The sequence below is a fragment of the Pedobacter sp. KH_004 genome, from assembly GCF_057840755.1.
Window position 1 is genome coordinate 2,280,356 of the sequence record NZ_CM174519.1, and the last position, 12,944, is coordinate 2,293,299.

The 12,944-nt window shown below is 34.4% G+C and carries 16 protein-coding genes; all 16 read right to left on the minus strand.

Annotated elements, in window-relative coordinates; genetic code table 11:
* Positions 1 to 4 precede the first annotated feature (4 nt).
* On the minus strand, positions 5 to 757 hold the full coding sequence (locus AC3ITD_RS09765; RefSeq protein ID WP_489366051.1) for a hypothetical protein: 753 nt from the start codon (positions 755 to 757) through the stop codon (positions 5 to 7).
* 10 nt (positions 758 to 767) lie between these two features.
* The gene (locus AC3ITD_RS09770) at positions 768 to 1,055 is read right to left on the minus strand and encodes a hypothetical protein (protein ID WP_489366053.1); all 288 of its coding nucleotides are present in this window, start codon (positions 1,053 to 1,055) and stop codon (positions 768 to 770) included.
* 32 nt (positions 1,056 to 1,087) lie between these two features.
* Positions 1,088 to 1,621, minus strand: coding sequence for a hypothetical protein (locus AC3ITD_RS09775; RefSeq protein ID WP_489366055.1), 534 nt, complete (start codon positions 1,619 to 1,621; stop codon positions 1,088 to 1,090).
* Positions 1,618 to 2,100: a hypothetical protein gene (locus AC3ITD_RS09780; RefSeq protein WP_489366057.1), complete on the minus strand. Its 483-nt coding sequence runs from the start codon at positions 2,098 to 2,100 to the stop codon at positions 1,618 to 1,620. Before AC3ITD_RS09780 ends, AC3ITD_RS09775 begins: the two co-directional genes overlap by 4 nt.
* Positions 2,101 to 2,412: 312 nt before the next feature.
* Positions 2,413 to 4,068 (minus strand): hypothetical protein, encoded by a 1,656-nt coding sequence (locus AC3ITD_RS09785; protein ID WP_489366059.1) that lies wholly within the window; start codon positions 4,066 to 4,068, stop codon positions 2,413 to 2,415.
* 10 nt (positions 4,069 to 4,078) lie between these two features.
* On the minus strand, positions 4,079 to 4,780 hold the full coding sequence (locus AC3ITD_RS09790) for a hypothetical protein (RefSeq protein ID WP_489366061.1): 702 nt from the start codon (positions 4,778 to 4,780) through the stop codon (positions 4,079 to 4,081).
* A gap of 498 nt (positions 4,781 to 5,278) precedes the next feature.
* Positions 5,279 to 6,127: a hypothetical protein gene (locus AC3ITD_RS09795; protein ID WP_489366063.1), complete on the minus strand. Its 849-nt coding sequence runs from the start codon at positions 6,125 to 6,127 to the stop codon at positions 5,279 to 5,281.
* 63 nt (positions 6,128 to 6,190) lie between these two features.
* The gene (locus AC3ITD_RS09800; protein WP_489366065.1) at positions 6,191 to 7,333 is read right to left on the minus strand and encodes a VanW family protein; all 1,143 of its coding nucleotides are present in this window, start codon (positions 7,331 to 7,333) and stop codon (positions 6,191 to 6,193) included.
* An 8-nt stretch (positions 7,334 to 7,341) separates the two neighbouring features.
* Positions 7,342 to 7,806 (minus strand): hypothetical protein, encoded by a 465-nt coding sequence (locus AC3ITD_RS09805; protein ID WP_265800601.1) that lies wholly within the window; start codon positions 7,804 to 7,806, stop codon positions 7,342 to 7,344.
* A 21-nt stretch (positions 7,807 to 7,827) separates the two neighbouring features.
* Entirely contained in the window at positions 7,828 to 9,612 is a 1,785-nt protein-coding gene (locus tag AC3ITD_RS09810; RefSeq protein ID WP_489366069.1) for a hypothetical protein, read from the minus strand.
* 108 nt (positions 9,613 to 9,720) lie between these two features.
* Positions 9,721 to 9,951: a hypothetical protein gene (locus tag AC3ITD_RS09815; RefSeq protein ID WP_489366071.1), complete on the minus strand. Its 231-nt coding sequence runs from the start codon at positions 9,949 to 9,951 to the stop codon at positions 9,721 to 9,723.
* A gap of 39 nt (positions 9,952 to 9,990) precedes the next feature.
* Positions 9,991 to 10,599, minus strand: coding sequence for a hypothetical protein (locus AC3ITD_RS09820; RefSeq protein WP_489366073.1), 609 nt, complete (start codon positions 10,597 to 10,599; stop codon positions 9,991 to 9,993).
* A 5-nt stretch (positions 10,600 to 10,604) separates the two neighbouring features.
* Entirely contained in the window at positions 10,605 to 11,195 is a 591-nt protein-coding gene (locus tag AC3ITD_RS09825) for a hypothetical protein (protein ID WP_265800605.1), read from the minus strand.
* 69 nt (positions 11,196 to 11,264) lie between these two features.
* A complete protein-coding gene (locus tag AC3ITD_RS09830) occupies positions 11,265 to 11,597 on the minus strand; it encodes a hypothetical protein (protein ID WP_489366075.1) in 333 nt (110 codons plus the stop codon).
* Positions 11,598 to 11,730: 133 nt separating this feature from the next.
* Entirely contained in the window at positions 11,731 to 11,955 is a 225-nt protein-coding gene (locus AC3ITD_RS09835) for a hypothetical protein (protein ID WP_489366077.1), read from the minus strand.
* 134 nt (positions 11,956 to 12,089) lie between these two features.
* The gene (locus AC3ITD_RS09840; RefSeq protein WP_489366079.1) at positions 12,090 to 12,605 is read right to left on the minus strand and encodes a hypothetical protein; all 516 of its coding nucleotides are present in this window, start codon (positions 12,603 to 12,605) and stop codon (positions 12,090 to 12,092) included.
* Between the last annotated feature and the right edge of the window lie 339 nt (positions 12,606 to 12,944).

A 12,944-nucleotide genomic window follows, 5' to 3' on the forward strand; every position in this document is an offset into this window, starting at 1 on the left:
CTGGTTAAGGTTTGCTTTTAAATATCTCACAACCTTTGTAAACCTTTTTTGCAATCACTTTTCCATCATGATCCCAAGTACTTTCTGTGCCACAGGGAAAGGTTTCGCAATCATCGCATGCCGCATTGTACGAATACTCTTTAACCAATGCCCCTTTGTCAAATTCTAAAGCATGCATAAAATACGGCGTAAAATCGCAAGTGCTATTTGGTGATTGAAAATAACGCTTTGTCCAGCTGGAGATCTTATTACCCGTATCATCGAATGCTTGATAACTTAATGGTTTCCAGCAAGAACTGATGGATTTAAGAATGGTGATAGACTGTATTTTATCAAATGAACTATATTCCTTCACTGTTTTTATGGTATCCTGCTCTTCAGTTTTGGTGTAAGGCATTTTTATGGCACGTGGCAAAAGCCAGGGATTTGATATGGTCGGAGCGTCTTCGCCAACAAAATAGGCTTTATCTTCCTCCCACTGGATATCGGTGATCGTCCACATGATAGCTACAGATGCACTGTTAATTACCTGATGTTTTATCTCATCGTATAAGTAAACCTTGCCTGAAGCATCGCCAGAGTCGCCAGGCATCTTGAATAAAAAACGTTCGTAAAAGTATTTGGAGGCATAAACAGAATACTGCCTATCCGGACTGAAAGTTTTATAATATTTACCGCTGGTGGAAAACATCAGAACAACGGCTACAATAAAACAGAGCAAGGAAACCGCTAATGTTACAATGATCTTTTTATGCATTGGATCTCGATTAATCGTATTTATCTGCCAGCATTACAATATAACAAATTGTAAGCAGCAAAACCACAATAAAAGCCAGCGTTGCTGGCATTAACCATATTGCAGATTTTTGCTTCGACTTATTGGCATAAATCAAAGCCATAATTAATATAGGTAGATTAACCAATGCCAAAATATTGAGCTCGATAAATGCTACTGGGAATTGACTGCTGCCGTACTTATAACTATAATATAAATGTGCCAAACTCAGCAGCTGTAATATTGCGATTGATACAGGCAAGACTTTAGAGCTCATCATATCATTTAAAATTTTCTGTGTGTTGGTCTTTCCTAATCATAATTATTACAATGAAAGAAGATAAATGTTTTACCCAACTTTTTCACTTTTTGCGGGCGATGTATTTGTTTTAAATCTTTAAAATCATTGTTTTCAATACCGAAATCAATTCTACCAATATAACTTTTTACTTCTGGGGCATCATCCCAATGGGGATCTAACAAAGTGTAAGCCAGGAAAATTTCGCCCTTTTTATTTGTGCGTACATTTACCATATAAAACAGGTTAATACTGAAATCTTCTTGGTATTCTTTCGCATCCTCATAAAGGGTTTTGTATCGCTCAAAACTGTACAATTCGCCATCTTTGCCAATGCCAACCAGTTGTGGCCTTGCTCTGTAATAGGTGTACATTCCCGTTAGCGACAGTTTTAACGACATTAAATAAAATTGAGCGACTTCCTTTTGTACTTTATTTAATTTGTAATAATTAGCCACCAATTTTGTTTTTGTGCTATCTGTTTTTTGAGCAAAAACCTTTGATGCACAAATAATTAAAAAGAAAGCTGTGTAAATTAGTTTTTTCATCGCCCTGCTTTGTTTTTAAAATATTCTGAAATCTCGAAAATCCAATCGCCACCTTTTGCAAATAGTACAGAAATGATAATTAGAAGAACCGAATAGGTTGAAAGTCTTTTAATAAAGCGTTTATATTTATTATCATCAGCTAAAAAATTAGCATCTGTAATTAGAAAAAGTAACCCAGCAACTACGCCTGATGGAATGCCTCCATAAATAGCAGGTACTATCCCCCAAAAATCATTGTAAAAAACTATATACCAACTAATAAAACTGATGATCACGCTCATCAGAAGGACTAATAACCCACCGAGAAATTTTTTTCCCATTAAGCCATACATGCCTAGAAGCGTTGCGATACCTAATGTTATGAATGTGTAAACCAGATCTGAAATAAACTCACTCTTTTTTTCTATTCGAAAAATAACGCAAAGGCTCACTAACAAGGTTATCCCAGAAGCAATTAAAAACCATTTTCTGTTTTCCATTCTGGTTAAAAATTAAGGAACATTAATGATGAAATTGCGAATAACACCAAGATGCAGAAATTGCAAACTGCCAATGTTTTTTTGTTTTTCACGAAAAGCAAAACCATTTCTACTGCCAAATAAAGAACATAAAAAAATGCCAATAAATTGAGTATTAGACTTGGATTGGAAGGCACAAGTTCATGTTTATGTATGGGGCTTACATCGAACAGATTTGGATTTAAAATCAAAATAAAAACAAGCAAAATCCCGAGAATTATGATCGGAATCAGAATGCGTTTTAGCAGGTGAAATATGCTGTTTCTATTCATTTTAATGAGTATCTCTTCTTTTAAAGATATAAACTCCAATTCCTAACACTAACATCACGCAGGTAGCAATTAAATAATAGTTCAAAGGTTCGCTAACTTTTTTTTTAATCGAACCTTTCACATCCTTAATTTTATAAAGTGACTGGAGGGTTTCGTAGTCATCTATTTTTGTATTTTCTACATCGGCAGTCTGTATAATTTGCAAGTGATGTTTCTCATTGTCGAAATAATAAACATGATTGGCATCTTTAAAAAAATTATAATAGTTAACCTTAACCGATGGTGAATTGGGCATACTGTCAGCGCACTCATTTATAACTTCGACAAATGAACCTAAATAAGTTAAGGTTTCCTCATCAGCGGTAATTGGATACAATTTTTCTCCATCATATAGCGAGTGGTTAAACAAATAAAACATTCCCAACTGCTTTACAATTTTACTGGTTAGCGCCTTTTTATTTTCTATGTGGATATTAAACCTGTCGCCAATAAAATAGATGTATTTATCATCAATCAAAGCTTTTGGCAAATAACTAAGGTAGCTTCCAATACTTGGAAAAAATTTTGCATCTGCTGAGATATTGGTACTGATGATTTTGAAATCATCATCCCCTTCGATATAATAAAAGTCATCCCCTCGAAATAGTTTCCCTTCAATTAGTTTTAAGCTCTTTGCATTAGTTTTCACATCATAAGGCTGACTAAAATGATCATCCCAAATAGGATAGATTTTACCACGAAAGAGCGTGTAATTACTGTTACCATAAAGTGGCTGCAAAATTTTGCCTGAAGAAAAACTGTAATCGATATCGATTTCCTCACCTGATACTGGATCTCTACCTGTGGTTGATGTACCTTCTCGTTTTTTTAGCAGTTGACCATTTAAATACCACGATGGCAAATTAGTATCGATAATTGTAAGTTTATTCATATCGGTTTTCAGTCCCAAAGCCAGCATTTGAGGCGTTAGGTTATCTGCAGATCCCTCTCTCCTGATCGAATAAAGATGGCTCGCATCAGCAAGAAAATCTTCATTATTTAATGGGTTAAAAGCATAATAAATCGTTGTTGCAGGGTTTAAATCAGGAACAATAGCAACCTTGTATTTTGGCGACGAGGCTTGATCAACACTGACTACAAAAACATTTTTATCACTTTTAACATAAAAACCATAGGCATAACTTTTAATATTAGTGATGTTTTGCGGTAATTCGTTTAGCACAACTTTAGTGATGCTATTTTCCCATGCATCCAGGTAAGTCCATTTTCCATTTAATAAAAATAGCCTGCCATTTATATGTTTCTGATTGGGGTTTGCACCAAGAATTTTAAAATAAACCGATGTGTTTTTATCGTATTGTTCTCTCTTCGGAAGAATATAGAAACCATTTTTATCGCCAAACATCAGCGTTTGTTCATCTTCGCCCGTAGCCTTGTATGTTGAAGCATCAATCCCTTTTAGCAGCACACTTTGCTGTTTTACATAGCTGAATCCATTTTGATCTTTTTGCGTAAACTGATAGTAAATACCATCACGTTTTTTCAAAATTTTAAAGGTGAGGCTGGTACCATTGTTATAACATTCGCTAGCCAAAGCCATTGTTGAAAGCGAGAGTAGCAACATTAATCCGCTGAAATATTTTAAGAGTAAGTTCATCACCAATTTGTTAGTTTTTAGAAGTTGGAACAGCATATACTGGCGTGTTATTATCCACTTCTCTAGTCAGGTTAAAGCTGCTCCCTTTCCCCCATTTAACTTCATAATCAAAGGAACTAAGCCAATATCTAAAATAATTTGTTGTATTTTTTGGAGCGCTTTCGACCATACCTACCAACTCAAACACTTTATAACAAGGTTTGGTTGGTTTTTTAAATGCAGGTGCCATTTCAAACTGAACTTTGTTTTCGTAAAGGCCATGACCAATCGAGTTTCTATAAAAATGATAAGTACCCAGGAGATACTGTTTTTTTTGAGGAGGCCCATAGGTTAGTTTCATATTAAAATCATCCAGAAAATCGAGTTTAACATCAGTAGTTTTATTTTTTGTAAGTGAGATTACGTACTTGCTTATATCTTCATTTTTATTCTTAACCTCAGTTTTTTTGGTGTCTAAATACCATAGGGTGTTCTGGAACGGATAACTTTCAACATATTCAAACCTTTTTTTAGGCTCTTGATTTTTATCTAGATTTGCAGAATCTAACTCATTACGCTGTGTAAAACTGATTAAATTGTATGTTTTATTTTCGAAAGAAACTGCTCTTTTAATCTCAATTTTATAATAAATTCCTTTATAGGTTTTTTCGAATTTATCTACACCAGTTTTATCTAGGCCACTGTTTGCGGCACGTTTTATAAAGCGGTCCAAATTTTTGTTTGTGAGGTAATAATTTATCTGAACTTATAAAGATTTATCGCTGTTTTTCGATGTCACTTGTATCACTCCAGACAAATCTTTTTTAGCATACGTGCTATCATTTGGCATAAAAAGCCTTTGTGGTTAATGTAGTTGTCATTGATCTTAATTACATTTTGTCATCGGTATAAATGATAGCCGTCAGATTTGTTGGATAAAAATCTTGTGCACTAAGTTTGCTGATCAAACCCGAAAATAATAAAACTGCCCACAGAAATATTTTTGTCCTCATAAAATGCTATGTTCTATATAAACATACCATTTAGCCGAGAAATAATCTTCGCCAATTATAATTCGCTGGGTTTGGGTTATAATTCGTTGAGAAATAGGTTAAATTAGCGTCGCCTGCTATTGGCAACGAAGCAATCTATGCGCAAACTTTGGTAGGTTGGAGTTAAGTTCTTGGAGCATGCCCCAATTGAGAAGAAAAAATCGGGATTGGGCAGCTGTTTACTCAAGCACCTTTGCATATTCGACTGTTTTGAACTGATCTACAGCTCTGCCCAAGCTATTTGAGTAGGCAATGTGTGATTCGTAAATCGAATTATCACAAAATTTTTGATAATCATTGGTAATGATTGGTTGCCCACATGGTAACGTAAAATCAATTTTTCCAATCTTACTGAAACGGTCAAAAAATTTTTCCAACTCGTTTCTTTCAACTTGGTTTACCCAAACGGATAGTTTGGTAGTCATTGCACCTAAATCATCCACTGTTGGTGTTCCTGATGCATAAAATGTACTCTGCAAAAAATCTTGCATGGTTGGCTTATGTACTGTTGTATCGCAGGTTCGGCAAATGGAGTAAAGACTGAAGCCAGACATTTTATAAATATCTACTATAAAAGCTGTTCCATAATTTCTGTCAGGGTACTGAAACGATAACACGTCGCCGATATTGAACAGATTGGGTTTCGGCTGCTTTTTTACTCTTTTAATTGGATTAAGATTGGGCTTACTTATTTTCTCAAGAAGCTCATCTAGTTCTTTTTGTCTTGATTCCGCAGTTTCTTTTCCAACTCCTTTTGCCCAATAATTAACCGTATTCTTTTGGTTGATGACCGTTTCCACTTCTTGGAGCATAATTTCTGTTAAAGCGCCAATTTCCCAAAAAGCTAATCCATAAACGGTAACACAAATCTCATACTCTTTTGTGTTCTCAGAAAACTGAGCTTTGCTATCCAAAAATTGATTGTTCAATTGGGTAAAATTTCTACCTTCTTGAAAACTATCCATAAAGTGAGCATATAGGTCTTCGGCCAAATCGCTATTAATAATTTTTACTCCGTCTGTTGCCATTTTTTTTTGTTTTGAGGTATCTAGATTTATTTATCACAAGTCCTTTCTTGTATTTGTGCAAATTCAATGAGAGGTTTTCTCATAATCCTCCATTTCCTCATAGCTTTCTGGTTCATAAGTAACACGGGCAAAATTTTTCATTATCAATTCTGTTTCAACAATTTTACCGCCTTCAAACTTCATCAGTTTATCTCTCCAGATTTCATTTTTCCGGTAAAATTGACCATCGATTTTCAAAAATCGATGGTCTTTTTCCACGACATGATAAGCATAGTTTAATTCGGAATTAATGCGTAACTCGCCCTCCAAACACTTATCGCTAAACCATAAGTTAATTTGAAAAATATGTTCTGTGTTGTTGATAAACTGGTAATCTATATAATTGTAAAAAACTGTGGCTCCGCTGCCAAAAGGTAAAACTCTCCCATCATCTGGAAATGGGTCGAAAGAATGGTGGCGGCGCTCTGTAACCGTAAGCGGACTATGGATAACCAGCCAGTGGATGAGGTTGGAAATCTGGCAAATTCCACCGCCAATGCCTGCTTTTGCTTCACCAAATGAAAGTTCCATTCCTGGTAAATACCCTTTACTTTTTGTAGGTAAACCCACCAGCTTGCAAAAAGAAAACGTTTCGCCAGGCTTAATAACAATTCCGTTGATTTGCGCAGCAGCAATTTTGAGGTTGGTAATTTTGTTCAATTGCAACTGCTCATTATTTTCACCTAGCTTTTTGAGCAATACCGATTGATGCTTTTTGATCCTGAATTGCAATTTATCTTCAGTTTTCGTCTTCGCATATTTTTTGCCATCGAAAGTCCATTCCAGCCGGCGTTTTAATCGCCTTGTCCAGATTGCCAAAAAGTACAAATATGGGTGCCTCTGACTTAGTAATTTTCTTTGTTTTGCAGGAGACGACTTGCTAATCAGTAGTTTCTTTTTCGCTTTTGAGTAGAAATACCAACCAATAATTAGAATTAAAAATCCCACAGTTAAAACCAGTAAAGATACCTGAAACATAGCTTCACCAACGTCTTGATTTTCACCTGAGCAGTCAACCTGATCTCCAAAAATGGTTAAACCTTGCTCACCTTCAAACATTGTTTTCTCGCATGCGAAATATTCTGGTGCAATCAGCCAACAAAACAATCCCAGCAAAAGAAACAGGAAGGTTGCATAAGATATGAGCAGAATTTTAAACGCTTTCATTACCAGTTTTATTTAATTAGTTCTGCCGCAAACTCTTTGAAAGTCTGTTGTGCACCACCAATTAGGTTATCCAAAACATTCTCATTTTCACCCTCACGGGTAATTTTTTCTATGCTATGTTCACTGTTATAGTCGAAAATGTAGGTCTCTACTAAATTTTCAGTCTGCTCCTCATCAATATAGGTATCAACTTCAAATACCACCCTAATTGATGTTGTATTAAGTTGATTGATATCTTTTACATTATAAGTCATTGCACAACCAGAGCCACAACTAATCGCAAAAGATTGTTTTTTGATGCGGCTAAAATCTTTCTTCGAATTTACAGCTCCCTTCTCCTTTACTCTCGGCCTATTTTCTATAGTATCTATAACAGGCTTTTGCTCTGATTTCTTTCTTTCATTACACGAAATAATTACGACTGCCGCAACAATCAATACATATAATTTCCAATTTAACATCCTTAATTTCATTTTATTTGCATTAAAACAATCTCAATAGACCTTTATATAATTCAAACTACTCTCCTGCCGAAACAGTAACCACCAATCATTATTTAACTTTGCTGCATACTGCAAGTGGATCATGTTGGTATATTCAGGCTCTTCTAGCGGAAGAAATTGATAAACACACTGCTTATTTGTAATTTCCAAATCACTGCTTAAGGTTAGTAATTGGATACCAGAATGTTGTTCGAGCTGAAATGGCGCAAACAATTTATAGTTCGAACCATCATAAACCACTAAGCCATCTTCATCATAATACCAATTTTCTATCAACTTGTGTTGCTCGCTTAATTGCTTTATTAAAGCTTTATCAAAGGATATCTTCGACAGATGATTGTTATCTAATTTCAATACATCAATGGTTTTATCATGAACAAACAAAGTAGAATGGCGCAAGGCTTTCATCGTTTTAATGCACTTTACATTTTCCAGTTTTTCATCGGTTTTTACCAGATAATAATCATCGCCCTGCTTAATACCGAAAACAAAGTCTTTACTACTTTTTAACCCATATTTCAGATCAACTAGCTCAAAATTTTTCCGGTAGTCAATTGCCGTACTAAATAATATATCTTTCAAAGACTTCGTTATCAAGTTTTCTCCGGTTTGTGTTTTTAAAACGAGGGCATAAAATTCCTTTGTTTTGTCATTTTTTGTGATGGTATAAGTTAACTTCTCACTAGTTTGTAGCTTTTCGACGTAACTATCGGCTCTTCTGCCAGCACTTTCTGGAATGGAGATTTCTTTTTTCGCTTTAAATTTATATTGATTTTCAGCGGTATCGAACTCAAAAAGGCTCCAATTCCCGTAATAGTCAAAAAAGTATAAGTTTTTATCTACGCTTTCAAAGGCTCTGATGTTAAAAACCTGCTTCTGTAGCCCTGTGTAATAGTCATATTTAGCATACTTTGAACTATCAATCGCCACCATTTGTCTACCTTGATATTGATCTACGTTATATGATAACATTTGTGCCCCAATAATTTTACCACTACTATAATCTGTACCAAATATCATGGTATTGCCATCATCATATTTATAAATTTGGCTGATACTATGTTGGTTCGGGTTGCAGTCTTTAAGCGCTGGTTCCTGATAGTTAATGGTTTTCTGAAACCAGACTTGCCATTGTTTTTTAGTCCATTCTCTGCTATCTCCATTAAATAAATTATTAACACGATGCAGGCGTTCTTCCGCTAATTCTTTCATCATTATTTTCGAGAATTGTACCGATGAACCGCTGCCCTTATCGGTATCGTAAAGGATATAACTTTTTAGCGTTACCTGCTTCTCATTATCTAAATTATCAATCCATTGTTTGGTATATAGCAAATCAGATCGGGTAATCTTATTCCAATCCACAGTATCTTTTAGCGAAGGATTTTCAAATATTTTAGTCCCGTAAGTTGCTTCGCTATCAGCCTTACTTTGTTTGGTATAAAAAACCGAGGGTTCATTTTCACTTAACTGCACCAAATCTAGCTTCACCAAATTTTTATCGCTTTGATAAATTTCTGATCTTAAAGGAATGACCAAAATATCATCGAAACCGACTCTAGCCGCATCTTCTTTGGTGAGATTAAGAAAATAACCGTTACCATATTCTGGAAGTTTTAAATGGCCTTTAGTTTTGATAAAGAGTAACCTATTTACTTCATTGCTAAGCCTAACTGCCCGATAATTTTCTTTAAAAACACCACTAACTGTGATGGTATTTTGAGCGAAAACCAATTTACTTAAAATCATGAATACGGTAAAAATTAGAACCTTCATCCCTAAATATGAGTAAAAAGTAACATATAAATCGTTCCGATTGATATTCGCTGGAGATAAATTATAATTCGTTTAAAAACAACTGATCAAATTAAAAAACACGCATTCTCACCAACTAAAAAAGCCCATTTTAATTACAACTAATATGATTAATAGATAGATAATGATTAGCGACGAAATCACTATTCCAATAATAGATAACCGTTTAGCCGTTTTTAGATTTTGAAAGTCTTGTGGCGTAAAACGCTCCACCGGCATTTTTAACTCTTTGGTACTTAGCACCAAAATAAGAATGGATAAGGTTAAACTGAAAGCTGAAAGCTCCGTAAAGTAAGGCATGATAAAATTACCGCGGCTATTGATAGTATGAGGTAAAGTTTAGGATTTCCCATTGTTTCTAAGCTGCTTTGTTTTTTTTCTGGCAAACTCAAATAATTCGCTACACTTATCTGCATAACTATAATATGTGGCATCACTAAAATCTTCCAGAAAAATTTTATTGTAACTCATTTTCGTTTTAATGGCTGGTAATTTAACTAACGCTCCACGTTCATTATTAGCTAAAGGGTCAAAATAATTCCACTCACCAATGTAATCTCCAGTAAGCAGGTTTACACTGCTTTCGCCGCTCCCATCATTAGCAGCATTACCCAATGCGTATCGGCTCATGCCAATCAATTGTACCCTTTTTAGGCTTTTATTGTATCTAAATTGATTGGCATAACCGGCACGAATCCAATCGACCCGGTACTCAAAACCATTTTTTGTAGGTTCAATAATAGAATTTTCTGTGGATGTCTCGCTGCCTTTACTTGAAATTTTCTTGAATTTCAAAGTGGATAATCGACAAACGATTTTTGAAGTTTTCAAATCCACATAAACAGTATCCCTAATGCCATCAAAATCGATGTCTTTAACCAATTTCTGCTGTGAAAAAGCTGAATTATAAGAAATTAGAATCGCGAATATGATGAGGTATTTTTTCATAACAACTAATTTTGTTTACTGATCGCAATTTCCTTATGCTTAACAAAGAGGGCCGAAGATTTGCTCAAAAAGCTATCATAAATACGCTCGCTGAAATCGGTTAAATATATTTTCTTAAAAGGCATTTTTGTCTTAAATGTTGGAATCTCGATCAGATAGTTTTCTTTTTTTACATCATTATATGCCCAGTTACCAATGTAATTTCCAAGAAGCAAATTTACACTTGCCTCTCCGTTGGCATCGTATTCTGTTAAACCGCTTTCGCGATGCTGCATACCGATAAGTCTAATTGTATTTGTCTTCTTTTCGAATTTAAACTGACTTACACTACCGTAGCGGCTATAATTGATAAAAAACTCGAAGCCATTTCTATTGTTGCGAATGCCGTATTCTGATGAATATTCAATATTTATCGGCTTGCTTGAAATAGCTTTAAATTTCGTGGACGAAAGTTTGGCTATAATTACCTTTTTCTCCGTGTCAAAATAAACGTTATCCTGAATGCCATCAAAATCTAGATCCTTGACTAATTTTTCTTGTGCATATGAAGCTGATGATGCAAGAAATAAAAAACACATTAAAATTAGTCTGTTCATTTTTTAATTTTAATCTTTAAAACTGTATTTCTTTTGAGCCTTTTACTAAAAATCCGCTAAACTGAACATTTATCGACCTACTACACCGCCAAGAATCATGTTCAATCCAATGAGTGATATCCCGGTAAAGACTAATAAACTCATGTACAAATAGTTGAAGAAATCGGTTCGTTCTCTTTTAAAGATAATGGTAAGCAAGACTGAAAAAATCAGCTGGAAAGTTAAAATGTAAAGCCCAAAATAGTGCATCCAAATTGGATTTAAAATTTTATAAATGGCATTTAACCAGTTAGTATCTAAACCTCCCAACTGTAAACCAGTGCAAACCAAACTTAAAAATATATAAAAACTGATGGCATAGTTAATACGCCAAAACCATTTCCATTTATTTGCTTGCTTCATCGTTTATTTGCTTGCTTCATCGTTTATCAATAAACATCACGACATTCTATTATCAATTTCCGAACTGAGGCTATCTCATTTCAATAATCAATACGGTACTTTTTTGAATTAAAAACTTGATGGGTTTTGAACTTTATCTTTGAGCTTTAGTCTTAACAGTTCCCTCATTAACAATCGCCTTGTAGCCTTCTAATTCATTTTTGTTTAAATTAAAAATCATATAGTCAGGTGCCACTTCATCCCAAGGCATTCTTTCTTCAACTTTTATTTTGTTCCCAGCTTTGTCATAATCGGTCACAATTATTTTATCTAAATCATTACTATTTGGCTTATTAATAAAATCAAAAGTTCGGCTCAATTTACCAGACCGATATTCTTCTGTTCTATTTTTAAGAAGTATTTTCTTGAAATAAACCTCGCCATTGCTTAGGTATTTTTCTTCAACATCGCCGAAATGCTTTTCTTCCAGGTTGCCATATTTATCATAAATGTTTACCGTTTCCTTTTACGATCATTCCTTAAAATCAATGTTCCATCACTAAATTTTTCTTTAAGCAAAGGCTTTTCATTTAGGTATACCATAATGGTACTATCGTTTCGTTTCTCTCGTCTAAAAGTTTGGGTTATGGTAATCAGGTAATCGTTTTTCTCCTTTTTTACATCAACCTTTTTGCTTTCTGTACGATAAGAATTAATCGCTATAGATGAAGTTAAGATGCCATTTTTATAAGTTTCTTTATAAGAGTTGCTATTTTTATAAACTCTCAACGAGGGCCCATCAACATAAAAGTTTTTATTCAGCGTAAAGCTAAAATCGCCATCGATAGTGCTCACCTTGTAGTTACCTGCTTTTTTAAGTTGTACATTGTTTTGACTATACACAATTGCGTTACCAAAAGCAGTGGTAGACATTTTATAGAAATCCTTTTCGGCAAGTTTTACGGTATCTTGTGCGCTAACTTTGCCCACCATTGCCAATAGCAGTAAAATGCTGATATATATTTTCATTTAGTTATATTTTGATTGATAATAAGCAATCCGAAAAACCCTTGAATTTTTTCTTAGATGAAATTTTTCTGTTTAATTGTTTGATCTGCAATTATAGCGCTAGCGAATAACATTAAGTGAACCAATTATAATTCGCTGGGGATGAATTATAATTCGTAGATGAAGAACCACTTTTTGCGATTTTGGAAGGAAGAATATAATTGGTTTCGGCAGCTTTTGAGAAAGGTTTTTTTGAGATGCTTGTCTAGCCGGAGCCATGTGAGGAACCCGTAATTGTAAATTTTGTCTTGATAAATTATGGAATCAACGCAGATTGAAACTAATTCTGATTAAAACTGC